This is a genomic window from Streptomyces sp. SCSIO 75703, from assembly GCF_036607905.1.
Taxonomy (GTDB): Bacteria; Actinomycetota; Actinomycetes; order Streptomycetales; family Streptomycetaceae; genus Streptomyces.
On the sequence record NZ_CP144555.1, the window covers coordinates 440,738 to 465,674 of the forward strand.

Here is a 24,937-nt window from a genome sequence, read left to right on the forward strand (position 1 = left end):
TCCCGCCCCACTCCCGGCAGATGAACTGCACCTTCATCGACTCGTCGGGGGCGACCGGGCCGCCCCTCGGACCGGCCACGAAGATCGTCTTCCTGCACGCCATCACCCCTTTGAACTTCACGGCGGCAACGCAACAGAAAGGGTGAATGACGCCCTGGCGGAAATGTGCCCGACGAGAGCTCCTTCCCGGTCTGCGCGATCTCATTCCTCCGAGACGCGGAAGGAAGCGGATCCGCAATCTGGTTCTCCGCCCTGTCCGCGTGAACGTGTGTCAAGGGCGTCCCAGGGATCGACCACCCGCCTCGGGCCGTCGCCTGTCGGAGACAGGTGGTGGCGAGGTCGATGGGGGTACGGGCTTCCCTGCCCCGAGGGCGGGGTACGACGGCGAAGTGCTCGTGGCGCCTCCGCCGCGGCGGGGACGGAGTGGAGCCGGCGGGGCGACCGGCCGCCGGAGAGCAGCCGAATCCGTGTCCCCGCGCACCGTCTTGAAGAGCCGTCAAGGAGCGGCGGGCCGCGAGGTGCCCCGCGCGGGACAGCGGGTCGGACAAGGTCTCTTGTGGCGGGGCGGGAGAGACCGGCGAAGGGCTCGCGCTCGCACCCACCGGATGCCGGCTGGGACCGGCAGGGGGCGACACTGGTGCCGCACGCGCCGGTGCGGGCCCGGCTCGGCCACGGCAGGGGACCGCACCGCGTACCCGACCTCCTCACCACGACCGAGGGACACGATGGACATGATCACGAACCGGCCGGCCGTCCGCCTCGCGACCCGCGAGGACGTGCCACGGGCCGTTCGGACGCTGGGGCGCGCTTTCGCCCACTACTCCTTCACCCGCCACACTGTCGCGGCCGACGATCACTTGGCGCGCCTGGAGAAGCTCAACGACCTGTTCGTCTCCCGGGTCGGCCTGGAGCACGGCCGGGTCTGGGTGACCGACGACTGTGCCGCGGTGGCCGTGTGGACCACCCCCGAGACCGCCGACGCCGAAGACGTGTTCGCCGAGCTGGGACCACGGATCGCCGAACTCGCCGGAGACCGTGCGCGGGCATCGGCCGAGGCGGAGGCCGCCATGCGGGAGCACAGGCCCGCCGAGCCGGCGTGGTTCCTCGGCTCGGTGGGCGTCGACCCCGAGCGGCAGGGACAAGGGCTCGGAACGGCGGTGATCCGTCCCGGGCTCCGGGCCGCGGAGGAGGCGGGGGTGCCCGCCTTCCTGGAGACCTCCGAGGAAGGCAACGTGCGCTTCTACCAGCACCTCGGCTTCGAGGTGACCGCCGCGTACCCGCTGCCCGGCGGCGGCCCGCACACCTGGGCCATGACACGCCGTCCCGGACGGACCCGTACCTGAGCCGGCACCGGGCCAGGCCGGCCGGCGGGCCGTCGTACGGCGCTGCCGCGACGGCCCACCCCGCCCCGCCCCGAGCACGTTCCACGGCACGACGCGACGCGACGCGCGGCCTGCGCCTGGGGCCCGGGGACGGCGGTGGTGGTCATCGCCGCGCCCGGGAGGCTGCCTCGGGCCGGCCGGCGACGGCGCCGGCCGGTTGCCCGTCATGGAGGACGGCCGGTGTCGCGCCACGGGCGGCCTCGACGCGCTCCCGGCCGTCGGCGGCCCGTACCGGGACCCGGTGGGGCGTGGCACATGACGACGATCGGCCGGAGCGGGAACGACCACTCGGCGAGCGCTCCGGCACGCTCGGCGCGCGGCGGCCGAGACGCCGATGTCACCGATGTCACCGATGTCACCGATGTCACCGATGTCACCGATGTCACCGATGTCACCGATGTCACCAGGGTCAGTAGTAGACCGCGATTCTGCCGCGGGGGCCGTCGACGACCTGGACGGGGGTGTCGAAGATGTCCGTGAGGACGTCGTCGCGCATGATCTCGTCCGGGTTGCCGACGTGGCGGACGGTTCCGTCCTTCACCGCGCAGATGCGGTCGGCGTAGTGGCCGGCGAAGTTGATGTCGTGGAGCACGATCACGATCGTGCGCCCGAGTTCGGTGGCCGCGCGGTGCAGGTGCTGCATCATCTGCACGGAGTGGCGCATGTCGAGGTTGTTGAGGGGTTCGTCCAGCAGCAGGTAGTCGGTGTCCTGCGCGAGCACCATGGCGACGTAGGCGCGTTGCCGCTGGCCGCCGGAGAGTTGGTCGAGGTAGCGGCCTTCGAGTGCGCGCAGTCCCAGGAAGTCGATGGAACGGCTGATGATCTCCTCGTCCTCGCGGGTGAGGCGTCCTTGCGAGTGGGGGAACCGCCCGAAGCCGACCAGTTGGCGCACGGTGAGGCGCGTGACGAAGTGGTTCTCCTGGCGCAGGATCGAGACGATCTTGGCGAGGTCCTTCGAGTCGGTGCCGGCGATGTCGTAGCCGGCGATCTCGATCGCGCCCGAGTCGATGCCCAGCAGCCGGCCGATCATGGTCAGCAGGGTCGACTTGCCCGCGCCGTTGGGGCCGACCAGGGCGGTGAGGCCGCCGGCCGGGATGGTGAGGTCGACGGGGCCGATCGCGACCTCGCTGGTGTAGCGCTTGGCGACCTGCGTGAGCGTGATCACAGCCGCCCCTTTCTCAGGATGTGGACGAGGAAGAAGGTGCCGCCGACGATCTCGATGATGATGCCGACCGAGCCGGCCGCGTAGAAGATGTTCTTGAGGACGAAGTAGGCGCCGCCCAGGACGACGATGCCGGTGAGCCAGGCGACGGGGAACACGTAGCGGTGGTCGTGGGTGTCGGCGAGCTGGTAGGAGAGCATCGCGACGAGAAACCCGAAGAACGTCATCGGGCCGATCAGCGAGGTGGAGACGGCCATCAGCAGGGAGACGAGCAGCAGCACGACGATCGTCTCGCGCCGGTGGTTCACACCGACGTTGGTGGCGGCCTCGCGGCCGAGCGCGAGGACGTTCAGGCGCCGGCCGCCGGCCCACAGCGCCCCGCCTGCGACGGCGGCGAGGGGCAGCGAGACGGCGAGGTAACTGGCGTCGGCGTTGGCGATGCTGCCGATCAGGCGTGCGGTGAGCACGTCGAACTCGGTGGGCGTCAGCAGCCGTTGCATGAAGGTCGACAGCGCCCCGAGACCGCCGCCGAGAATGATCCCGATCAGCAGCATGACCTGGATGTTGCCGTACTTGCCGGACAGCAGCCAGCCGTAGAGCACGGCGGCGAAGGCGACCATGAGCACGACCTGCGCGACGAACTGCCACACGCCCTGCACCAGGGTGGCCCCGGCGATGCCGAGGAAGAACACCGCGCCGGTCTGGATCACCCGGTAGAGGGACTCGAACCCCATGATCGAGGGCGTGATGATGCGGTTGTTCGTGACGGTCTGGAACGCGACGGTCGCGAGCGCCTGGCAGAACGCGACGACGACGATGATGACGACGCTGGTCGCCCGCAGTTCGGCGATGCGCCAGAACCCGGTGGTGCCGAAGGGCATCGGGTTGTCCCAGGCGAGGGTGCCGACGACGATGAGCGCGCTGAGCACGGCCAGTGCGGTGAGGACGGCCCAGTACCGGCGATGTGCTCGCGCGGTCGGCAGGGCGCCGGAGTGACGGGCCGTGCGGGGGGCGGCGGCGGGGGCGGTGGTCGGTTCAGGCATGGCGGCGCTGTCTCAGCAGGAGGGTGATGAACACGAACGAGCCCACGACCGCCAGGATCAGGGCGACCGGCACTTCGAAGGGCATGACGATGATGCGGCCGATGATGTCGCAGACCGTGACCGTGGCCACGCCGGCCAGGCACACCCAGGGCAGGTTCGACCGCAGGTCGTCGCCGCGGAAGAGGGAGACGACGTTGGGCACGATGAGCCCGAGGAAGGGCAGGTTGCCGACGACGACCGTGACGATGCCGGTGGCGACGGCGATGAGTCCGGTGCCCAGCAGCACGACCCTGTGGTAGTTCAGGCCGACGTTGGTGGCGATGTCCTGGCCGAGACCGGCCACGGTGAAGCGGTCGGCGGCGATGAACACGGCCACGACGACGAACGCCACCGCCCAGAGCGGTTCGTACTGGCCGCGCAGCACCGAGGTGAACGAGCCGAGGAACCACACGCCCATGCTCTGGAGCATGTTCGTGGACAGCGCGATGTAGGAGGAGACCGCTCCGACGACCGCGCCGAGCATCATGCCCACGATGGGGACGATGATCGAGGAGCGCAGGGTGATGCGGCGCAGGAACAGGAAGAAGATCATGGTCCCGGCGAAGGCGGTGACGACCGCGCCGGTCATCTTCACCAGCAGCGACGCGCCCGGCACGAGGATCGTGATCAGCAGCAGGCCGAGCCCGGCCCACTCGGTGGTGCCCGTGGTGGTGGGCTCGACGAAACGGTTCTGTGTGAGCTGTTGCATCACCAGGCCCGACATCGCCATCGCCGCGCCCGCGAGCACGAGTGCGACGGTGCGGGGGACGCGGGTGATGACGAACATCTCGGCTCCGTCCTTCCCGCCGAAGATGTCGTAGACCCCGACGAAGAGGGACAGGACGACGAGTCCCGCCGTGACGACGAGGCCGATCAGCAACGGCCAGGTGAACAGGCGGGCCTTGGGCACGCGGGCTCGGGAGGAACCGGCATCCGGGTGCGGCGGCCGCTCGGCGGCCGGGGTGCCGGTGGGCGGGACGGTCATACGGGTGCGCTCTCGGTCGAAGACGGGGGGTGGTCCGGGCGCGGCGCCGGTGGTGTCACGTCGCCGCGACGGGGCCCGCGGGCCGGACCGGGGCGCCGGTTCGGCCCGCGGGGCCCGACAGGTCCTGCCCGTCGCCTCAGGCGTTCGCCTCGAGCTTGTCGGCGAGGCCGTTGAAGAAGGCCGTGTAGGTCTGGATGCCCTCGTTCACGTAGGTGAGCCGCGGGAAGTACATGATGTTGCCGTTCTTCACTGCGGGGACGTTCCGCAGCGCCTCGGAGTTCGCCAGCAGTTCGTTGGCCGGGACGTAGGAGTCCGAGGAGCCCTTGCTCACGGCCGCGTCGCGGTCGAGCGCGATGATCAGGTCGGGCTTGGCCGCGGCGATCGCCTCGACGGAGATGTCGTCGCCCTGGTGGTCGCCGGAGCCGTCCGTCTTGATCGCGGGCGTCAGTCCGAGGATGTCGAACACCGGGCCGACCGTGCGGCCGGTGCTCGGCGCCGCGTAGTTGATCTCGCCGCCCGAGGTGATCACCCCGATGACGCTGTCCTTCGGGTCGTATGCCTCCTTGACGCGCGCGATCGAGGCGTCGAAGTCCTTGATGAGCTTCTCCGCGTCCTTCTCGTGCCCGAAGATCCGCCCCAGGACCTCCACCTGGCGCTTCAGCTCCTCGTCGAAGGGCTTGCCCTCGCGCGGGTCGAGTTCGACGATCGTCGCCTCGGGGGCGAGCTTCTTGAAGTCCTTGTAGTACGAGGAGAAGCGCTGACCGTTGACGATCAGATCGGGTGCGGCGGCGACGACCGCCTCCAGGTCGGGCTCGTTGTGCGTCCCCAGGTTCACGATGGACTTGTCGGTCTTGTACGGGTTGTCCGCCGCGATCAGGTCGACCGGCGCGGCGCTGAGTTCGACGCCCCAGTCGGACAGGGTCTGGAAGGTGCGGTTGTCGGTGGCGACGACGCTCTTCGCCGGCAGCTTGACCTTCTGCGTCCCGTGGTTGTCCTCCACCTCGACCGACGACGCGGCACCCGCGTCCGCGGCGGTGCCGGCCGACCCCTTCCCGTCGGAGTCACCACCCGCGCATCCGACAAGACCGAACGTCAGAACGGTCGATACCGCGGTGGCGGCGAGCAGGTGGCGGCGCTGCGTGAGCATGGTGCAGGAACTCCATTCCAGCGGGTGGCGTCGGCGCACGGCACGCCGACGGAACACGGGATCGATGCGGGCAACTCCGGTACGGAGGAGACCCACACCGAGGTAAGCATAGGCTTACCTTACATACGCCTTCATGCGGTCGGTAGACCCGGTTCCGGATTTGGCGGACACCGCCCGTCCGTTCGTCAGTCCCCTCCCGTGCGACGCCTGCCCGCGGGCGAGCGCCCGGGGGCCGTTTCGAGCACGGGGCGCCCGTCCCGGGCCGGCGGAGCGAGGGGGCGATGTCCGGCCGGCACGGGGGGTGCCCGGCGGGGGCCGGGGCGGGGACGGCCGACGGGTGGGTGTCACCCGGTCGCGCCGCCGGGGCACCGCGGGCATCCGCCGTACGGAGCCGTCCGGGCACACACGCAGGGATGCGGGCAGGCCGCGCGGGCGGACCGTGTGGCCGGGCCGCACGGGCGGACCGGCGGGGGTTCGCCCCGGCCCGCGCGCCGCGGGCTGACGGCTCCTCGGAACGGGGCCAGACCTCGCGTCGCCGGCGCTCCAAGAGCCGCAACTCCCCGGCGTGCGGGTTCTTCTCGACCCCGTAGTTCACGAGCCAGTCGTGCACCTTGGGGGCCTCCCCCCTCTCCCGGCAGGCGGCCGGGGCCCTCAGCGGGGCGGTGCGACCAGCCGTCCCTGGTAGACGAGTGAGGCGGCCTTCTTGAGGGTGCGCAGCCGGACGCTGATCGTGTAGCCGCTGACGCCCGGCACCGTCGCCAGCCGACGGCTGAGCCAGTCGTAGAAGTCGGTGGTGCCCGTGCACATGACGATCGCCATGAGGTTCTGCGCCCCGGCCGTGGCGCAGGCGAAGACGACCCGGGGCAGCGCGGCGACGGCCGAGCCCGTCTCGTGCAGCCGGGCGGGGGAGGTCTCCATCCAGAGCGCGGCGCTGAAGGGGTAGCCCAGCTTCTCCAGGGCCAGGTCCACGTCGTAGAACAGCGTGCCCGAGCGCTCCAGCGCCTCCAGGCGCCGGGCGACCCGGCCCGTGGTCCAGCCGGTGCGCTCGGCGAGCGCGGCCTGACTCGCGCGGCCGTCCTCGGCGAGCGCGGCGAGCAGCGCGGCGTCCTCCTCGTGCGGTTCGACCGGCGGGCCCTGTGGTGCCGCAGGCGGGTGGTGCTCGCGCAGGGACGTCACCGCCTCCTCGGGGAGCGAGGGGCCGAGCCGTCCCCAGGCGGCGCCGGGCCGGGAGTAGCTGTGCAGGGTCATGCGGGTGTCGACCTCCAGCACCCCCGGGGTGCGGGCGAGTTGCCGCAGCACCTCCGGCATCCGCCCCTCGTGCGGCGTCGCCATCGAGCACACGATCTCCGAGCCGCCGAAGGAGATGTGCGCGAAGGAGACCTCGGGCAGCCGCGTCAGCGCCTCGGCGCACGCGTCGATCCGGTCGGGGCGCAGCGAGATCCGGACCACGCTCGCCACCAGCCCCTGCACCACCGGGTCGACGAGCCCCACCACCCGTACCGTCCCCGTGCGGCACATCGCCCGGTAGCGGCGGGCGACAGTCTGTTCCGACGCCCCCACCACCTCTCCGACCAGCCGGAACGGCGCCCGGGGGGCGATGTGCAGCGCGTGGAGGATATGGCTGTCCAGGGTGTCGAGCATGGAGCAAGTATGGATCGGTCCGCCGTAGAGTGGTGGTTTCCTCCGGTTCGGCGGACTTTGTTTGAGGGAAACACCCCTGTCGGTGGAGGCTGGGGCAGGCTCGGCGTTCCCGCCTGGGGCCCCCGGCCGACGGCGTCCGGTGCGGCCCGGCCCCTACGGCTCCGGCTCATCGGCCCGTGCGGAGGCCCGCACGTACGGGTTCCGGCTCCTGCGCGATCCGGCCCGTGCGGGTTCCGGCTGGTGCCGGTCCCCCGCCCCGCACGGCCCGACGCCGCCCCTCGGTCCCCTGTCTCCCCGTCTGTTCCCCTGCCCCTCCCCGTCTGTTCCCCGCGCCGGCCCCGGCGCCGCGAAGGAGTCGTGTTGTCCCAGTCACCGCCCTCAGCCGTGCCGCGCCGGGGGGCGACCATAGTCCTGGCCTGTCTCGGGGTCTTCGTCGCCTACCTGCCGGTGACCAGCGTCTCGGTGAGCCTGACGGCCATCCAGTCGGCGCTGTCCACGACGACCTCGCAGTTGGCGTGGGTGTCGGACGCCTTCGTGCTGCCGATGGCCGCCTTCATCCTCACCGCCGGTGTCTTCGGCGACGTCCACGGACGGCGCAAGGTCTTCGTCGCCGGGCTGCTGCTCTCCGCCGGCGGCGCGGCCACCTCGCTGACCGCGCACTCGATCGGCCAGTTGTGGACCGGGCAGGCGCTGTCCGGGCTCGGTGCCGCCGCGCTGCTGCCCACGACGCTGGCCCTCATCAGCCACGCCGTGCCCGACCACCGCGAACGCGGGAAGTTCATCGGCGTCTGGGCCATGTGCCTGCTGGGCGCGCTCGCCGTCGGCGGTGTGCTGGCCGGAACGATCGTCGGTCAGGCCGGCTGGCGCTGGATCTTCCTCGTGCCGCTTCCCGTGGCGCTCGTCGCCGTCGTCGTCTCGGTGCGGGCGCTGCCCGAGTCCCGCGCGCCGCGCGCCGGGCGGCTCGACTGGCCCGGCCAGATCACGGCCGCGCTCGCCATCACCGCGCTGGTCTACGGCGTCATCGAGGGCGGCGCCGGTTCCTTCGGCGACCCGCGGGTCGTCGTCGCGCTCGCCGTCGCCGTCGTCAGCGGTGTCCTCTTCGTCGTGACCGAGCGGCGCTCCGCCCACCCGATGCTCGATCTCGCGCTCTTCCGCAGCCCCGGTTTCACCGCCACGACCCTCGTCGCGATGATCATGTTCCTGGGCATGATCGGCTTCTTCTTCGTGCTGAGCCTCTACTTCGGCATGGTCCAGCGGCTCGACACCCTCGGTACCGCCTGGCGGCTGCTCGTGATCAGCGGGGCCGCGCTGATCGTCAGCGGTATCGCCGGGCGCGTCATGCACCGGCTCTCGCCGCGCCTCATGATCACCACGGGGCTGCTCATGGTGTCGGCGGCCATGCTCACCCTGCTCGGAGCCGATGCCGGCACCTCCTTCGGCTCGCTCTCCTGGCGGCTGCTCCTGCTGGGGCTGGGCATGGGGCTGGTGACGACGCCGATGACGGCCACCGCGGTCGCCTCCGTACCGCACCCGCTGGCGGGGATGGCGGCCGCCGGCAACAACGCCTTCCGCCAGGTGGGCGGGGCGCTCGGGCCCGCCGTACTCGGCGCGCTGCTCACCAGCCGGGCCGTCTCCTCCCTGCCCGGCCGTCTCGCCGAGGCCGGGGTGGACGGTGCGCTGGCCGACCAGGTCACCGCCGCGACGCGGGAGGCCGGCCTCGGCGCGGTGGGCTCGATGGCGCTCGGTCCGCGGGCCGGCCAGGTCTGGGGCGCGGTCGGTGACGCCTTCCTCGACGGCATGCGCCTTTGCCTGATCGTCTCGGCGGGGCTGACGTTCCTGGCGGCGGTCCTCGCCTTCGCCCTCCTTCCCGCCGCGGGGCGCAAGCGCTCGGTGAAGGTCGCCGGCGAACCGGCCGCGCGGGTGCCCGGCGGCACGGAGCGGCGCGGAGTCGGGTCGGGGACGCCCGCCTGACGGTCCTCGCGGGAAAGCGGACCCGGACCAGGCCAGCCGGGCGCGCGGGCGGGCGAGCACCACGCCCACCGGCGCCGGCACCCCCCGCGGGACCAGGAGCGCCACCGCGGTCGGGACGATGACGATGACGACCGGGGCGAGGGTCCCGGCCGGTGCCGGGCCGAGGGCGCACGGTGAGCGTCTGGACGCGGGACGCGGCGCGCGGGTACGGCGCGCGGGTACGGCGCGCGGGTGCGGGCGGGAGCGCCGCCACGGGGAGCGCAGGGTGAGCGTTCCGCGCCCCGTGCTCCGGGGCCGCACCCGGCCCGCCCGATACCACGGCCACCCCGGTACCGGTGCCGGGCCGGAACCGGCGGCACGCGTCCGGGGGTCCGCGCCGACCGGGGGCGGTGGCCCCGGCCCCGGCCGGAGGCCGTCATTCCCTCGGCGTTCCGGCGGCGGGTACGCCCCCGGCCGCCGTGCCGGTGGTGGCGAAGCGCTGGCGGTAGGCGGTGGGCGTGATGCCCAGGTGGCGGACGAAGACGCGGCGGAGGGTCTCGTCGCTGCCGAGTCCGCTGTGCCGGGCCGCCGAGGTGACGCTGTGCCCGTCGAGGAGGAGTCGCTGGGCGCGGTCGAGGCGGACCCGCTCGACCCAGCGGGCGGGGGTGGTGCCCAGTTCGGTGTGGAACAGCCGGGTCAGGTGCCGGGGGCTGACGGCCGCGGCGCGTGCCATGGCCGGCAGTCCGTGATCGGCGGCCGGGTCGGCCTGCACGGAGTCGATCAGGGCGCGCAGCAGGTCGTGGCGCGGGGGCGGGGCGGTGGCCGTGGTGAACTGCGACTGTCCGCCCGGACGTTGCAGGAAGACGACCAGTTCGCGGGCGATGCGGCGGGCCGCGTCGGCTCCGTGGTCGTCCTCGACGAGGGCCAGGGTCAGGTCGATGCCCGCGCTGATGCCGGCGGAGGTGATGAACCGCCCGTCGCGTACGTGGATGGCGTCCGGCTCGACGCGCACCCGGGGGTGGCGGCGGGCGAGGACGTCGGCGTGCCGCCAGTGCGTGGTCGCCCGGCGCCCGTCGAGCAGCCCGAGTTGGGCCAGGACGAAGGCCCCGGTGCACACGGAGGCGATCCGGGTCGCCCCCGTGGCCACGGTACGGGTGGTCTCCAGCAGCCCCGCGTCACCCGGCAGCCCGGTCAGGCGGTCGCCCCCGGCCACGAGCAGCGTGTCGACCCGGCCGGCTTCGGCGGCGGTCACGGTGCCGCTCAACGGCATCCCGGTCGAGGTCGCGACCTCTCCCCCGCGCGGGGAGATCAGGACCGGGTCGTAGGGGTGGCCGAGCCGGTTCGCCTGGTGGAGGACCTCCGCGGGACCGCTGACGTCCAGGAGGGTCACACCGTCGAAGACCACGAAGCCCACGCGATGCGTCATGTCCGGATCTGTGGTTTCTCTGTCAGGAAGGACATGGCGCCAGGGTACGTGCCCGGCGACCCTGGACGTAGAGCCGCCGAGACGAGGAGAGAGAAGCATGAGCGAGTCGATTGCGGACGTGCGGATCCCGGACAGCGCTCTGGCGCGGGAGGCGACCGAGCTGGTCCGTGAGGCCGCCTCGCCGCTGCTGTTCGACCACTCCCGGCGCGTGTTCCTGTGGGGTGCGCTGCGCGGGCGCGAACAGGGGCTCCGGTTCGACGCGGAGCTGCTGTACGTCGGGGCGATGTTCCACGACCTGGGACTGACCGAGCGGTTCCGCCGTACCGACCAGCGTTTCGAGATCGACGGGGCCGACGAGGCGCGACGGTTCCTGCGTTCCCACGGCATCACCGGCGAGGAGGCCGACCGGGTCTGGACGGCGATCGCCCTGCACACCACGCCGGAGATCCCGCTGCACATGGCCCCCGAGATCGCCCTCGTCACGCGAGGGGTGGAACTGGACGTCCTGGGCATCGGCTACCACGCGGTCTCCGAGGAGCAGCGCGCGGCCGTGGTGGCGGCCCACCCGCGCCCGGACTTCAAGAACCGCATCCTGGCCGCGTTCACCGAGGGCATCCAGGACCGCCCGGAGACGGCCTTCGGCAACGTCAAGGCCGACGTGCTCGCCCACTACGTGCCCGGATTCGTCCGCGGCGACTTCGTCGAGGTCATCAAGGACTCCGCCTGGCCCGAGTGACGCGGACGCCCGCCCTCCGCGGACGCCCGCCCTCCGCGGCCCCGGCGCCGCGGACCGCCCTCCGCGGCCCCGGCGCCGCGGACCGGCCGCCGCGGCGCCGCAGCGGCGGAGCGGCGGAGCGGCGGAGCGCCCGGCGCGGGGGCCGGCCCGCGCGCCGGGAGGTTCGCGGGCCGGTGATGCGGGCCGGCGGTACCGCGAGGGGCTGCCGGCCGTCGTCGTCCGACCCCGCTCCGGCGAGTGGATCCCCGGTGCCTACGGTGGTACGCACCCGCCTCCCGATCCCGTCGAGGTCTCTCATGTCTGCTCAGCGGCCGAGTAGCGCCGTCGCCCACGGAACGTCCCCGAGCCCGCCCCGCCACGGGGACGGTGGAACGGCCGGCGTCCCCCGCGCGGACGTCCCGGCTCCGGCGGAGACCCACCCGGCCGTCTGGCGCGTCGTCGGTGATCCGCTGGTCGCGGCGGCCGACGGGGGCGTGCTGTCGGGCACCCGGGTCGCGGTGAAGGACCTCTTCGCCGTCGCCGGGCACGCGATCGGGGCGGGGAACCCGGCATGGCTGCGCGAGGCGCCGGTCGAGCCGGCCCACGCCGCGGCGGTCGAGGCGCTGCTGCGGGCGGGGGCGGACGTCACCGGCATCGCGCGGACCGACGAACTGGCCTACGGCCTGTCCGGACTCAACACGCACTACGGGATGCCGCCGAACCCCGCGGCGCCCGGTCGGGTCCCCGGGGGCTCCTCCAGCGGCTCGGCCAGCGCCGTGGCCCTCGGGCTGGCCGACGTCGGTCTGGGCACCGACACGGCGGGCTCGGTACGGGTGCCGACCTCCTACTGCGGGCTGTACAGCCTGCGGCCGACGCACGGTCTGGTCCCGGACACCGGACAGATCGGACTCGCGCCCTCGTTCGACACGGTGAGCTGGCTCACCCGCACACCGCGCCTGCTCGCCCGGGTGTCCGACGTGCTCCTCCCGCCGCGGCCCGCTCCGCCGGTCGCACGGCTGCTGCTGGCCACGGACCTGTTCGACCTGGCGCACCCGGAACTGCGCGCGCCCCTGCGGGACGCGGCCCGCACGTGGGCGGACCAGCTGGGCGTCCCCCTGCACGCGAGCAGCGACACCTGCGCCGCCCAACTGGAGGAGTGGGCGCAGGCGCTGGGCGTCCTCCAGGCCGTGGAGATGTGGGACCTGCACGGTGGCTGGCTGCGGACGCACCGCGAGGCCGTCTCGCCCCTGGTCGCGGACGCCATCGCCGCCGGCGAGGACATGCCGGCCGACTACCTGGCGTGGGCCCGGGAGACCGTGGACCGGGCTCGGCACACGCTCGCCGGACTGATCCCGCCCGGGACCGCGCTCGTCCAGCCGGCGACCCCCACGGCCGCTCCCCCGCCCGGCCCGGCCGTCACCGGCATGGCGCTGCGCACCGCGACCGTGCACCTGGTCTGCGCGGCGAGCGTGGCGGGCCTGCCGGTCCTGACCCTGCCCGGGGTACGGGGCCCGGCCGGGCCCGTCGGGCTCAGCCTCGTCGCGGCCGCCGGAAGCGATCGCGCCCTGACCGGCGCGTTGGCGGACCACACCGCCGACTCGCGGCCCTGACGCCCACCCGCTCCCGCGGCCCCCGCCGGTCCGGGCCGGACCGGCGGGGGCCGGGGCGGGCGCGGCGTGACCACGTACCCGGCGGGTCAGCCGCCGACCGGGTACCGGCTGGTGACGGCGACGCGGTTGAAGGCGTTCATCACCGTGACCAGCCAGGCGGTCGCCGAGACCTGGTCCTCGGTGAGGACGGCCGCGGCGGCCTCGTAGTCCTCGTCCCCGACGTGTCCGGCCGCCACGCCGGTGATCGCCTCGGTCAGGCGCGGGGCGGCGCGCTCGGTCGCGGAGAAGTAGCCGGTCTCCTCCCACCCGGGCAGCACGGCGATCCGGTCGGGGTTCTCACCCTTCTTCAGGGCGTCGCGGGTGTGCATGCGCAGGCAGAACGCGCAGCCGTTGAGCTGGGACGTGCGGATCTTCAGCAACTCGACCAGGAGCGGATCGAGGCCCCGCCGCCGCGCCGGCCTTCTCCGCCTCCGCCGACAGGGCGATGAGTGCCTGGTAGGCGGCCGGGTGCCGCTTGCCGATGTCGACGCGCCGAGGCGCGTCGTGGTGTCGGTCATGGTTCCTCCGGGTGGTTCGACGGGCCGGTCCGCTCGGTGCGCCTCGCGCGTCCGGTCGCCGTGCGGCGCGGCGCCTACCTCGCGGGTAATCGCGGTGCGCCCGGCGCCCGACTACGTTCGCATCACCGCACCGCAGCTCACCTCACGGAAGGAAGGAAGCGCACATGCCCGCCTACGCCTTCGCGCACCTGCGTGACCGCCGCCACCACGGGGACGTCCTGGAGTACATCGACCGCATCCAGGACACCCTGGACCCGTTCGGCGGCCGTTTCCTCATCCACGGCCCGCCGGCCGAGGTGGTGGAGGGGGACTGGCCGGGCGGCATGGTGCTGATCGAGTTTCCCGACCTGGCCGGGGCCCGCGCCTGGTACGCGTCCCCCGCCTACCAGGAGATCCTGCCATTGCGGACCCGTCACATCGACGGGGACGCCGTGCTGGCCGACGGTGTCGGCCCCGGGTACCACCCGAGCGAGCGCGCGGCGAAGCTCCGGGCGGCAGCCGCCGAGGCCCACCGCGCCCCCGCTCCGCCTCCCCCCGCCTGACCCCCACACCGCCCCGGCGGGGCCTCGGAAAGGCCCCGGCGAGGTCCCCGGGAAGGCAGCCCGTTCGTCGACGGCGTGCGGGAGGACTCCGCCACCACCGGGGTGAGGGTGGTGCTACGGGGTGACGGCGCGGTCGGTCACGGTGGGGCGGCGGCCTCCGCGTCCCGTCGGCGGGCCTCATCCCGTCCCGGTCGGCGCGGGCAGGGGGCTGACGCCCGGGTCGAAGTGGGCTCGGAGGTAGATGCGGGTGCGTTTCGGTGCGTACTCGTGGGCGTACAGGCTGACGCAACGCCTGTCGGACACGTCGCCAAAGCCCGGCTCTCCCGCGGTCTCCGCGGGGCCGGCGCAGACGTCGCCGTAGCGCATGCCCTCATCGAACGTCTCCGGTTCCGGAAGTCCGAGGTGGGCGAAGTCGTGCGGGGTGACGTCGGCCTGTGCGGAGGCCGGTTCGAGCCACCTGCCCTCCGGGGGGTTCTCCTTCAGATATGCCTCCGCCTCCGGACTGGTCAGGGTGAAGGTGAGAAGCCCCGTGTCGAAACGGGAGGTGACCTCGTAAGCGGCTTGCGGGGACCGGGCCGTGGCCGGGATGCCGAGGCCCATCCGCTCGCTCATCCACTCGGGGGTGATGCCCTCGGCCCACCGCGCGCCCGCCGCCTGTTCCGTCAGCCGGTCACCGGCGCCGGCGCCGTCCGGTCCGCCGAGGAGCCACGCCACCGCGGCCACGGCGCCCCCGATGACCAGCGCACCGGCGGCGGCACCGGCGACACGCCGTCGGGGGCGGCATCCAGCGCCTACCGCGCTCGCGCCCTCTTCGCGCGTTCGGTAGGGATTCTCGTCGTTCACCGACCGCTCACCCTCCCCGCAGGGCTGCCTGCCGTGCGGCCTTGCTGCTGCTCCCGACCGGGGTTCAAGCGCCCGTCCCCGCTGTTCTCCGGATGCGGCAGCGGGTCCTCGCCGGGCTTCGAGGTCCCGAGGTCATGGTGGTGCACCACGAGATCCGGGTCCCCCACCTGCCCAGATCCTGCCGCGTTCCACCGCGTCCGGGGCACTCGCCCCTCCGACGTCGCGGCCTCGGCCCTTTCGCACTCTTCCCAGACCACTGCTGCCCCCGTCCACCGTCCTGCCGCGACAGCACGTGGCGCGGCCATCGATCAACGGTCACTCCGAGCCCTCACTTCCCCTCATCCGGTTGCCGGTTGCTTCCGCCCCCTCCACTGCCGGTGCGGGGAGCCGCGTGTCACTCGGCCGCCGTCGCACTGCCGTTACGGGAGGTCCTCGCGGCCCAGCCAGGACGGTTTGACCGGTACCCCGTCGGCGTACCACTCGTCCTGCTGTGCCACGAGCCCGGCCGTGCCCGGCTCCTGCGCGGTCACCGGTTCCGGGGCGGCGGGCCCGATCGGCTGCTCCACCACCGCGGGTTCCTCCGCGACGGGCGTGTCGGAGTCCGCCAGCAGCTCCGCCACCGTGAACCGGGTGACGAACGACTGCCACGCCCCGTCCACGACGAGCAGGAAGCCGTCGCTCCACCGCAGGAGCCGACGGCGCTTGGGGCTCATCGGATGCTCGGGCGTGTGCCGCCGGGCCCGGCGCTCCAGCTCCGCGAACGCCTCCTCGCGGGACCCGGTGAAGTGGGCCACCACGTACGCCACGGTGTGCTTGCGCTCCCCGAAGCCGACGGTGGTCTCGACGATCAGTCCCCACGTCGTCATGTCCGCCCGCTCTTCGCCCACTTCACGCCCCCGGTTCAGCGATTGCGTACGCCGCGACGGTACGTGACACGGCCGTCCGGCCGGCGGCCGGTGGTACGGCGCTGCGACCCGGCCGGGTCCGGGACTCCCCTGTGCGGGGTGGGCGAGGGCCCCGTCGCGGGGGCCGATCCCGGTGGACTACGCTCGCGGCGCCGGGGGCGTTCAGCCGTGCCCCGGCGCGGGTTGTCGGGGCTGAAGGAGCGGGCCGGTGGCGTGGGACGAGTGGCACCAACTGAAGGCGGAGGCACTGGAGCGCCGCCAGGGCGGCGCGACCGGTATGCAACTCAACCAGTACCCCGGTGACTCGGGACCGGGTCCGGCCCCCACGGTGCCCGACAGGACGGGTGACCTCAACGTCAACCAGCAGGACCTCTCGAAGATCGGCAGCCACGCGCACGGCCTCTACGACCAACTCTGGGACCAGGCACGCCTGGACAACACGAGCGTCGACAAGGCGGCAAGCGATCTGACGTCCCAGGGATTCGCGCTCGGCTCCGCACTGCGGCACGTGTCCAACCGCTGGTCCTCCCAGTTGAAGACCGTCCTCGACGCCTGCGCGCACATCTCGAACCACATGCAGGTGTCCAAGAAGATCCATGCCGGTGACGAGGCATACGTCTCCGGACAGATGAGCAGCATCGCCACCCTCGACGCCGGTTTCGACGAGCGAGTCGGACCGCCCGGGGGCAGGAACCCGATCTACGGCGAGAAGAAGAAGTAACCGCACAACGGGGGCCCCATCATGGATCTCGACACTCTCCGTCACGCCAATCTCAAACTGCTCGACGACGCTGTCGAGGACTGGTCGCACATCGTCCGCAACCTCAAAACCCTCGCCGAGGACGCCGAAAAGGGCCTACGCCAGGCGGCCAACAAGGCGAACTGGGCCGGCGAGAACTCACAAGTCACCAAGGAGTTCATCGGCAAGACGGCCGGCGAGATCAAGGACGCCCACACCCAGGCCAAGTCCATCCACGGCGTCCTCAAGGACACCGCCGGAGAACTGAGGAGTTACCACACCCAGTTGAAGGACGCGATCGACCGGGGTGTGAAGAAGAACCTCACCGTGGTGGGCACCGGCGACGGCGGCTTCACCGTCACGATGAACGTCCACCCGGACCGCGCCGCAGAGGGCCACACTCCGCCCTCCCACACCCAGAACGACGTCGACGCCCTGCGCGACGAGATTCAGGAAATCCTCAGCAAGGCGACCGAGAGCGACAACTCCGCAGGCAAGGTCCTCAGGGCACTGGCGAACCAGACCAATTACGGATTCGGCGACGCCAGCTACAGCGACCGCGACACAGCGGCCGATGCGCTCCAGGCCGCCGAGGACCTGGCAGCACTCGCCAAGAAGGACCCCGAAAAGCTCTCCACCGCCGAGTTCGACCGGCTCAACGCGGGCCTGAAGCAGTACGCCGCCGATCCGCTGTTCGCCGAGCACTTCGCCACCACGCTGGGGCCGCGGAAGACACTGGACTTCTGGTCCGGCGTCACCGACCCGCATACGGGGTGGGACCTGCGCCGAGAACGTCGCGAGCAATTCGACGATCTCCAGAAGAACCTGAGTCTCACCCTCGCCAGCGCCACCCAGAGCGACAGTGCCGCGATGACCACCTGGAAGAGCAACATGGTGGCCCTGGTCGACCAGCCCGTGGGCCGCGGGGGCGGCTTCCCCCTGGGCGGTCAGGTGATGAGCAACCTGATGCGCTGGGGCGACTACGACGACCAGTTCCTGCACAGTTACGGCGCCAAGCTCATGGCCACGGAGAAGAAGTTCACGGGCAACGGGCAGCACGGCGCCTGGCAGCGTCTGGGCCCCGACGCGACGCTCAACCACACGGGTACGGACACCGGCTGGGACCCGATGACGGGCTACCTCAAGGCGCTCGCCAACAACCCCGACGCCGCGACCTCCTTCTTCAACGACACCTTCCTCACCAAGGACGAGGATCACGATTTCACCGAAGAGAAGGACGGCAAGGAGGTCAAGAAGTCACTGACCAACTTCGACTACCTCTTCGAGGAACGCGACTGGCCCACCGACTTCGACTCCGAACACAAGGAGAGCATCGCAGGACGGAACAACCTGGCGATGGCCCTCGAGGCTGCCACCACAGGTCACCCGGCCGGTGAGCAGCCGACGCCGGACACGCCGCACCACAACGCCGAGCAGACCAAGCTCATGGAACGCCTCGTGTCGTCCATCGGCGAGGATCCGGAAGAGCGTCTGCTCAAGCACGGACACATGCTCGACAGCATCGGCCAGATCACCTCCGAGTACCTCCCGGACATCAACCGGTCCATCAGCAGCGCGGATCGGAACGATCCGCAGTCGACGTCGTGGGAGCGGACGCAGAAGATGTATCCCATGTACGGGGAGGAGGCCGTACTCGATCCGCGGGACGTGACGAAGCTGCTCTTCACCGTCGGCCAGAACCCGGACGGCTACGCGGCGGTGGAAGCCGGCCAGAAGGCGTACATGAGCCAACTGATGGAGTACCACCTCAATCCCGAACTTCCCGCCGGCTTCGTCGTGGACGACGACACGGAGGGCGTCGTGCGGCAGATCGCTCAGAAGTCGGGAGAAATCTCCGGCACCGTGGCCCTGGGCCGCCAGGAGGAGCTGGCGGCCGGCGGGAAGGAGCGGGACGAGGATTACAAGAACTCGATGGACCTGGTCAAGAGCAGCATCTCCGGAGGGCTCGGTACGGCGGTCGGCGTGGGAACCTCCTTCGTCGCCACACCGTGGGTCGGGGCCCTCGCGGGTGGAGCCGCCTCCACCGTCACCGGCACCGTCCTCGAATCCATGTTCCAAGATTTCGAAAGCACGGAACTGAAGGATTCGGAAGACGCGATGGGAGAGATCTGGCAGAAGGCGATGGAAAGCAACGGCAACCGCGCGGGTCAAGCGGCGCGGTTGGCCGCGGAAGCGCACGGAAAGATTGACCCCGCGCACGCCGAGTTCTGGGCCCGGGACAGCGGTGAACAGGGCTTCTACAATGCCCGGTCGATTGTCGACGGCCGTACACCAGGCAGCAGGACACCCTTCTGACAGAGCCGCCGAACGCCACACAGAAACCAAGCAGCCCCCGAGAGGTACCACCATGACTCGCCGTCGACCGGTGACCGGAGCCCGCTCCGGTTCCGCCCTCGTCGCCGCCCTGCTCACCGTCCTGGTTCCCGCGGTCGCGGGGTGCGGTGCGGAGGAGGAGAGCAGGGACTACTCCGTGCCAGGTGCCCTGTGTGGTGTCCGGGTCGATGCCCAGGAACTCACGCCGTTCCTGCCACCGGGGAAGAAGCTTTCCGTCAAGCCCGTCGTCAACCCGGCGTCGACCTGGTGCGATGTGTCCGTGGACGGAAAGCTCGCGGTCAGGACCGTCCAGAAGTGGTGGCAGGGTGGCCATGACACGGCGCACTTCCTCCGCGGCCAGACCCTGGAACGGGTGGAGCAGAGCGCAGACGGGGGGCGGTACGTGTACTCCGGCTGGCAGGCGTTCGGCAAGACGAAGGACTGCGTCGACAAGAATTACGGGCAGGAGCTCTATACCGGAGTCCAGGCCTACGGTTCCGATCACCGGGACGCCGACGCCATGAAGCGGCTGATCGTCTCCTTCACCGAGACCGTGGAGACCTCGGACGCGTGTGACAGGTAAGCCGCAAGGCCTGCGGCATGCGACCTGCGGGAGAAACGCGGCCGACCGTCCGCTGCCGTGGCGTGGTGGGCTCTCCGCGCAGGTGGGCGCCGCCGACACGGCGCACTGTCAGTGGTGGGTGACAGCATCGGGGCATGACGGATACCACGGGGTTCGACTGGCGCTCCTTCCTGCTGCGGTGGAGCGAGGAATGGGTGGATTCGCGCGCGGACGAGGAGGAGCGGCCGGAGGGGCGGTGGCTGGGCTTCCCGGGCGCGTCCGAGGAGCGGATCGTCGCCATGGAGAAGCGGCTCGGTCATCGGATGCCGCCGTCGTACCGGGCGTTCCTCAAGGTGTCCGACGGGTGGCGGCGGGCGGGCGGGTTCGTGTGGCTGCTGGCGGGGACCGCGGACGCGCACTGGCACGACGACGCGTACGGGCTCGCGTCGGAGTTCGCGCAGTACCTGGACGAGGACGCCGGGCCCGGGGAGCGGCGGGAGGCGGAGATCTGGCGCACCGGTCTCCAGCTCGACGTGGAGTCCGACGCCGTCTACGTGCTCATGGACCCGGAGGACGCGGACGAGGACGGCGAGTGGGCGGTGTACACCTGGGCCGGTTGGCGGGCCGCGCCGCCGAAGCGGTACGCGAACTTCCTGGAGTTCATGCGGGACATGCACCGGGAGTTCCACCTCCTGCGGGCCGCCGGCGAGACGGACGGCGGCCCGGTGTTCGTCGACGAGACGACGCGGACGCTGGACGCCCGGGTGGACCAGGCCCGGCTGGAGGCGCTGCGCGGCGACTGGGAGCGGGCCCTGAAGGCGCTGGACGAGGCGAAGGGGTACGGCAGGCCGCGTGCCGCGGGGCTGGGCGATCAGGTACGCGGGCTGCTCGGGAACGGCTCCGCGGTGCGCTTCCAGGGCCTGGTGACGGACCCGCGGTACGCGCCCGATCTGCTGCCCCCGCTCATCGCCGCGCACGCCGCGCACTCGCAGGGGGATGCCGCGCCGCCGTTCGGCCTGGCGGGCGCCGACGACGCGATGGCGGCGACGGTCCGCGCGCTGCTGGACCAGATGCGGAAGGGCACCTACCGCCACACGGCACCCGGACCGTTCGGCGAGGCGGTCGACCGGGCGCGGGAGCTGGCACGGTGGGGGGACGGCGACCGGGCGTGGCGGACGCTGATGGGCGCCGTGCCCCGGTGGGAGCCGTTGGGCCCGGACCACCTGGCGCCGCTGGGGTGGCTGGCCGACCCCTTGCTCGGACCGCTGCTGACCCCGGAGCGGGGGCGCGAGCTGCTGTCCACCCCGAGGGGCGGGCAGAGCGGGCGGGTCCCGGCTCCGGCGCCCGCGGCCGATCCGGGCGGTCTGGCGTGGCTGGCGGAGCCGGCCCCGGGCAACCACCTCACCGCGTACCGGTTCGTGCTGGTGGAGGGGGCGGAGCCGGACGAGTTGCCCGGTCTCCTCGCGGACGGGGACGCCGTGCTGAGTGAGCCCCTGCCCCTCCAGGAGGCACGGATGAGGCAGCGACCGCGTCAACGGGCGTTCGCGCCCTGGGAGGAGCGGGCTCTCGTGGCGGTCGGCCGGGCCGGCCCCGGGTGGAGCTTCGCCTTCGACGGCGAGCCCTTCCCCTTCGACGGCCGGCCGATCGTCTCCCCGGTCGCGGGCGCCGGGCCGGGCATGCGCGCGGTGGTGGTGTGGGGCGGGCTGAAGGTCGTCGGCAGGTCACCGTTCTTCCACCTGTCGGTGGCGGAGGGCGGGGTCGAGCGGTACGCCTTCACGTACGAGGACGGTGCGGTCCGGCGGAGCGGGCGGATACCGGAGGCGCTGGACCCGGACCACCACTTCGGTGACGCGAAGGACGCTGCGGACGTCGCCAGCGCCAAGGCGGCGGAGGGTGCGCTGCTGGCGGCGGTGGCCGGGGAGTTCGGCGTCGGCCTGCCGCGTCACGCGCTGACGCGAGGGCGGCTGCACACGTTCACCACCCGCGCCTGGAGCCAGCAGACGAACGGCGAGGGGGGGTACGCGGTGGCCCGCATCCGGTGAGGACCCGGTGTCCTCGGCCCGGCAAGCGGCATCGAGCACGGGTTAGGTTAGCCTTACCTCATGGCGAAGAGTCGGCGGTTGGTGCCGCAGAATCCCCGGATGTTCCGTGCCCGTGTCCTGCGCAGTGAGCGCGTCTCGCCGTCCTTGCAGCGGGTGACCGTCGGCGGTGAGCGACTGGGCGAGTTCGCGTGGCTGGGGTACGACCACTGGTTCCGGCTCTTCCTCCGGCTTCCGCACCAGCGGCGACTGCGGCTGCCCGAGTTCACCGGGTCGGCGTGGTGGCAGCCGTATCTGGCGATCCCCGAGGAGGAGCGCCCGCACTGCGCCAACTACACGGTCGCCGGCTTCCGGGCCCAGGCGGCGGAGATGGACATCGACTTCGTGGTGCACCACGGGCCGACCGGAGAGATCGAGGGGCGGGCGGCGATCTGGGCCTGCGCCGCCCGGCCGGGGGACGCGCTGGCCGTGCTGGACCAGGGGGTCCTCTTCGACTGCCCGCCCGACGCGTCCGAGGTGGTCGTCGTGGCCGACGAGACGGGGCTGCCCGCCACCGCCGGCATCCTGCGCTCCCTGCCCCGCGAGACCGTGGGCCGCGTGATCCAGGAGGTCCCCACCGAGGGTGACCGGCGTCCGCTGGGCGGGCCGGACGGGGTCGCCGTGTCCTGGATCGTGCGGGAGGACCGGCGTTCCGTGCCCGGGGCCGCCGCTCTCGGGGCGCTGCGCCGGCTCACCACCGCCGACGCGGCCGGGTACGCCTTCGTCGTCGGCGAGTCGACCCTCGCCACGGAGGGCCGCCGCCACCTGCACCGGCTCGGTCTGCCGAAGGACCGCATCACCTTCTCGGGCTTCTGGCGCCACGAGGCGACCGCTCGGGCCGCCTGATCCCCGGCCTCCCTCACGTGCCGTCCTCCGCGCGGGCCGTGTCGTGCGGCGCGGTCAGGCAGCAGTCGCCGCAGGGGCGTCCCGCCGGGGCCCGGTAGTAGAGGCAGCAACTCCGGCGGCGGAAGGCGAGGTTCGCCCCGGCGAGCCGGCCCGTGCCGGTGAGCGGCGGCCTGCCGAGCAGGTCGGCCGTGAGGGCGGCGAGCACGCCACGGAGGCCGGGATGGGCGGCGAGCAGGGCGCGGGCCGCCTCGGCGAGCGCGGAGGCGGCGTTGCCGTCGAGCAGGCGGTGCGCGATGCGCGGGTGCGGCCCGGCGGCGAAGGCCCGGAGGTGGGCGTGGACTTGGCCGGCGAGCGCGCCGGCGGGGTCCGGGAGGGCGGCGGCGTGCCAGCCGGCGGCGCGGGGCAGGCGCAGCGCGGGCCCGTCGTCGGCGCGTTGCAGTGCGGTGAGGTCCGGGACGATGCCGTGGACCACGGTGCAGGCCAGGGCGGGCGACCACAGCCGGGCGACGTGTCCGAGGTGGGCGATGGAGAGGCCGACGCGGGGTTCCGGGGCGCGGTGGCGCTCGGCGACCGCGCGGGCCAGGTCGGCGAAGCCACGGGCGTAGGCGGCGCCCACGGGGTGCCAGCCCTCGGCGGGGCCGCCCACGGTGAGGGCGAAGAAGCCGCCGTACCGGGCGACGTCGGCCAGGGCGGCGGTCACGCTCGCCTCGTCGGCGCGGGCGGCGGCGGGCGGGGACGCGGACACGGCGCGGCCTCAACGGGCCGCGCGGCGCGGCGGCGTGAAGGCGTACAGGTCGAGGATCTCGGGGCGGTCCGCGATGCCGGGGCCGCCCGCGCGTATCCAGGCGAGGACGTCCTCGGTGGCGTACGGGTCGTTGACCAGGCCCAGCCAGACGGGGCGGGCGCCGGCCGCGCGGCCGGCGGCGGAGGGCTGGACCACGATGACGTTGGCCTGGTCGCAGACGTCCAGGCAGGTGGAGACGCGGACGGGGACCTCCGCGCGCAGGCGTGCGGTCTGTGCGGCGTGGTCGCCGCTCACCTTGGGCGTGCCGCAGCAGCAGTCCCGGCAGACGACGACCCGGCAGGGCGGGGCGCCGTAGGCGGTGGAGGGGGTCGTGCGGGAGGCGGAGTGGGCGGCGGGGGCCGCCTCGCCGGGTGACGCGGGCATGGCGCATCGGTCCTCTCCCCGGGGAGATCCGCCCCGGCGTCCGTGGAGGGGCGACCGCGTGAGTCTCCTGGCTCTCGGGTCGATGCTCGCCCCGGCCTTCCCGCCCGCGGGTGTGCGGGCCGTGGCCTCGAACGGGGTCCGCTCGCCGATCACAGTGGCGGGACCGCGCCGGATTTCCACCGGCTTCCTCGGTTCGCCGTCGCCTTGTCGCGGGCCATCCTCGCATCCGGTACGGCTCCGCGTCATCCGGATGGGCGAGCCGTACCGGCGGGACGGGACGGGCCGAGCACGGCGGGACCGTGGTCCGGCGTGGCTTCCGGCCCGGGGTGCCCTACCCGAACCCGCGCCCGGTTCCTTCCGCACACCGGCCCGCGGTGGTTCCCGGCCCGGCGCCCCTCGGGGCGCACGCCCGGACCGGCACGGCGCGGCAGACCAACCTCGGGGCGCACGCCCGGACCCCGCCCGGTTCCCGGCCCGGCACGGAAGTCCGGCCCTGGGGACGCACGCCCGGCCCGGTGCACGCGCCCCGCGCCACCCCACCCCGCCCCGCCCCGCCCCGCCCCGGGCACCCTCCCGACCGTCCCGGGGCTCACATCCCACGCCGGGGCGGGCTCGGGGAGGGAGCCCGTGCGGCACGGCGGTCAGGACCATGCCGCACGGGCGGTTCAGCGGGCCCGTGTGTTCCGCGGCGGGCCCGGTCCCGCTCAGGTGGCCGGACCGCCCCGCGTGGTGATCCGGGTGACGGCTTCGAGCGTCAGGGCACGGTCGTGCGGTTCCCGGTCCAGGGCCCGGTGCAGGGTCAGCCCCTCGATGAGGGCGTCGAGTTGGCGGGCCGTGTCCGGGTCGAAGTGCGCTTCCAGGCGGACCCGGCTGTGCCGCATCCAGGTGTGGGTGAGTTCGCGGTAGGAGGGGGAGCGGGCCGCGAGGGTGTACAGCTCCTGGGTGAGGACGAGGTCGCGCCTGCTGCCCTCCGACAGGGCGTGCACGAGGTCGGCCACCGCCTCGCGGGCATGGTCCTGGTCGGCGACGCCGTCGAGGTGGGCGTCGAAGACGGCGACGATGTGGTCGATGAACCTGCCGAACGCCTCCCGCAGCAACCGGTCCATGCCGTTGAAGTGGTACGTCATGGACCCCAGCGGCACCTGGGCGCGCTGGGCGATCCTCCGGTGGGAGACCCGCGCGATGCCCTCCTCGGCGATGAGGTCGAGGGTGGCGGCGATGATGCGTTCGCGGCGCTGGGGGTCGGTGTGTCCGGTGGCCACG

At 72.9% G+C, this 24,937-nt stretch carries 22 protein-coding genes and 1 riboswitch; of the genes, 10 read left to right on the plus strand and 12 right to left on the minus strand.

Annotated elements, in window-relative coordinates; genetic code table 11:
* Positions 1-731 precede the first annotated feature (731 nt).
* Positions 732-1,343, plus strand: a complete 612-nt coding sequence (locus VM636_RS02040) for a GNAT family N-acetyltransferase (protein WP_030422633.1) — start codon at positions 732-734, stop codon at positions 1,341-1,343.
* 448 nt (positions 1,344-1,791) lie between these two features.
* On the opposite strand, the gene VM636_RS02045 is transcribed toward VM636_RS02040, so the two are convergent.
* The 5 genes from VM636_RS02045 to VM636_RS02065 form a co-directional block, all read right to left on the minus strand.
* Positions 1,792-2,547, minus strand: coding sequence for an ATP-binding cassette domain-containing protein (locus tag VM636_RS02045; RefSeq protein ID WP_030422634.1), 756 nt, complete (start codon positions 2,545-2,547; stop codon positions 1,792-1,794).
* Positions 2,544-3,587: an iron chelate uptake ABC transporter family permease subunit gene (locus VM636_RS02050; RefSeq protein WP_053912836.1), complete on the minus strand. Its 1,044-nt coding sequence runs from the start codon at positions 3,585-3,587 to the stop codon at positions 2,544-2,546. Before VM636_RS02050 ends, VM636_RS02045 begins: the two co-directional genes overlap by 4 nt.
* Entirely contained in the window at positions 3,580-4,611 is a 1,032-nt protein-coding gene (locus VM636_RS02055; RefSeq protein WP_078856216.1) for an iron chelate uptake ABC transporter family permease subunit, read from the minus strand. The genes VM636_RS02050 and VM636_RS02055 overlap by 8 nt, the downstream gene beginning before the upstream one ends.
* Before the next feature lie 136 nt (positions 4,612-4,747).
* Positions 4,748-5,758 carry an ABC transporter substrate-binding protein gene (locus VM636_RS02060; protein ID WP_030422637.1) on the minus strand — a complete coding sequence of 337 codons (1,011 nt, stop codon included), beginning with the start codon at positions 5,756-5,758 and terminating at the stop codon, positions 4,748-4,750.
* A gap of 651 nt (positions 5,759-6,409) precedes the next feature.
* The gene (locus tag VM636_RS02065) at positions 6,410-7,399 is read right to left on the minus strand and encodes an Lrp/AsnC family transcriptional regulator (protein ID WP_053912837.1); all 990 of its coding nucleotides are present in this window, start codon (positions 7,397-7,399) and stop codon (positions 6,410-6,412) included.
* 360 nt (positions 7,400-7,759) lie between these two features.
* On the opposite strand from VM636_RS02065, the gene VM636_RS02070 reads away from it, so the two are divergent.
* Positions 7,760-9,370, plus strand: coding sequence for an MFS transporter (locus tag VM636_RS02070; RefSeq protein WP_053912838.1), 1,611 nt, complete (start codon positions 7,760-7,762; stop codon positions 9,368-9,370).
* A gap of 415 nt (positions 9,371-9,785) precedes the next feature.
* Here VM636_RS02070 and VM636_RS02075 read toward each other — a convergent pair whose 3' ends face one another.
* Positions 9,786-10,775 (minus strand): GlxA family transcriptional regulator, encoded by a 990-nt coding sequence (locus VM636_RS02075; RefSeq protein WP_030422640.1) that lies wholly within the window; start codon positions 10,773-10,775, stop codon positions 9,786-9,788.
* 97 nt (positions 10,776-10,872) lie between these two features.
* Between VM636_RS02075 and VM636_RS02080 the strand changes: the two genes are divergently transcribed.
* Entirely contained in the window at positions 10,873-11,511 is a 639-nt protein-coding gene (locus VM636_RS02080) for an HD domain-containing protein (protein WP_053912839.1), read from the plus strand.
* Positions 11,512-11,807: 296 nt separating this feature from the next.
* A complete protein-coding gene (locus VM636_RS02085; protein WP_078962524.1) occupies positions 11,808-13,100 on the plus strand; it encodes an amidase family protein in 1,293 nt (430 codons plus the stop codon).
* An 86-nt stretch (positions 13,101-13,186) separates the two neighbouring features.
* Here VM636_RS02085 and VM636_RS02090 read toward each other — a convergent pair whose 3' ends face one another.
* Positions 13,187-13,519, minus strand: a complete 333-nt coding sequence (locus VM636_RS02090) for a carboxymuconolactone decarboxylase family protein (RefSeq protein WP_234340361.1) — start codon at positions 13,517-13,519, stop codon at positions 13,187-13,189.
* A gap of 302 nt (positions 13,520-13,821) precedes the next feature.
* Between VM636_RS02090 and VM636_RS02095 the strand changes: the two genes are divergently transcribed.
* On the plus strand, positions 13,822-14,199 hold the full coding sequence (locus VM636_RS02095; RefSeq protein ID WP_053912840.1) for a DUF1330 domain-containing protein: 378 nt from the start codon (positions 13,822-13,824) through the stop codon (positions 14,197-14,199).
* A gap of 177 nt (positions 14,200-14,376) precedes the next feature.
* Here VM636_RS02095 and VM636_RS02100 read toward each other — a convergent pair whose 3' ends face one another.
* Together VM636_RS02100 and VM636_RS02105 are read right to left on the minus strand one after the other, a co-directional pair.
* The gene (locus tag VM636_RS02100; protein WP_051821537.1) at positions 14,377-14,922 is read right to left on the minus strand and encodes a hypothetical protein; all 546 of its coding nucleotides are present in this window, start codon (positions 14,920-14,922) and stop codon (positions 14,377-14,379) included.
* Between the two features lie 539 nt (positions 14,923-15,461).
* On the minus strand, positions 15,462-15,908 hold the full coding sequence (locus tag VM636_RS02105) for a hypothetical protein (RefSeq protein ID WP_053912841.1): 447 nt from the start codon (positions 15,906-15,908) through the stop codon (positions 15,462-15,464).
* A 247-nt stretch (positions 15,909-16,155) separates the two neighbouring features.
* On the opposite strand from VM636_RS02105, the gene VM636_RS02110 reads away from it, so the two are divergent.
* From VM636_RS02110 to VM636_RS02130, 5 genes are all read left to right on the plus strand, one after another.
* Positions 16,156-16,668: a hypothetical protein gene (locus VM636_RS02110; RefSeq protein ID WP_030422646.1), complete on the plus strand. Its 513-nt coding sequence runs from the start codon at positions 16,156-16,158 to the stop codon at positions 16,666-16,668.
* A 21-nt stretch (positions 16,669-16,689) separates the two neighbouring features.
* Positions 16,690-19,002 (plus strand): DUF6571 family protein, encoded by a 2,313-nt coding sequence (locus VM636_RS02115; protein WP_053912842.1) that lies wholly within the window; start codon positions 16,690-16,692, stop codon positions 19,000-19,002.
* A gap of 52 nt (positions 19,003-19,054) precedes the next feature.
* Positions 19,055-19,603, plus strand: coding sequence for a hypothetical protein (locus VM636_RS02120; RefSeq protein WP_159042090.1), 549 nt, complete (start codon positions 19,055-19,057; stop codon positions 19,601-19,603).
* A gap of 134 nt (positions 19,604-19,737) precedes the next feature.
* Positions 19,738-21,624 (plus strand): SMI1/KNR4 family protein, encoded by a 1,887-nt coding sequence (locus VM636_RS02125; protein WP_053912844.1) that lies wholly within the window; start codon positions 19,738-19,740, stop codon positions 21,622-21,624.
* Positions 21,625-21,684: 60 nt separating this feature from the next.
* Complete coding sequence (locus VM636_RS02130) at positions 21,685-22,506, plus strand: siderophore-interacting protein (RefSeq protein WP_030422650.1); 822 nt, start codon at positions 21,685-21,687, stop codon at positions 22,504-22,506.
* A gap of 13 nt (positions 22,507-22,519) precedes the next feature.
* Here VM636_RS02130 and VM636_RS02135 read toward each other — a convergent pair whose 3' ends face one another.
* From VM636_RS02135 to VM636_RS02145, 3 genes are all read right to left on the minus strand, one after another.
* Positions 22,520-23,251, minus strand: a complete 732-nt coding sequence (locus VM636_RS02135; protein ID WP_030422651.1) for a (2Fe-2S)-binding protein — start codon at positions 23,249-23,251, stop codon at positions 22,520-22,522.
* A 9-nt stretch (positions 23,252-23,260) separates the two neighbouring features.
* Positions 23,261-23,674 (minus strand): (2Fe-2S) ferredoxin domain-containing protein, encoded by a 414-nt coding sequence (locus VM636_RS02140; protein WP_234312784.1) that lies wholly within the window; start codon positions 23,672-23,674, stop codon positions 23,261-23,263.
* Between the two features lie 60 nt (positions 23,675-23,734).
* A riboswitch (cobalamin riboswitch) is annotated at positions 23,735-23,864 on the minus strand.
* Positions 23,865-24,378: 514 nt separating this feature from the next.
* Positions 24,379-24,936, minus strand: a complete 558-nt coding sequence (locus VM636_RS02145) for a TetR family transcriptional regulator (protein WP_338483040.1) — start codon at positions 24,934-24,936, stop codon at positions 24,379-24,381.
* Position 24,937 lies beyond the last annotated feature (1 nt).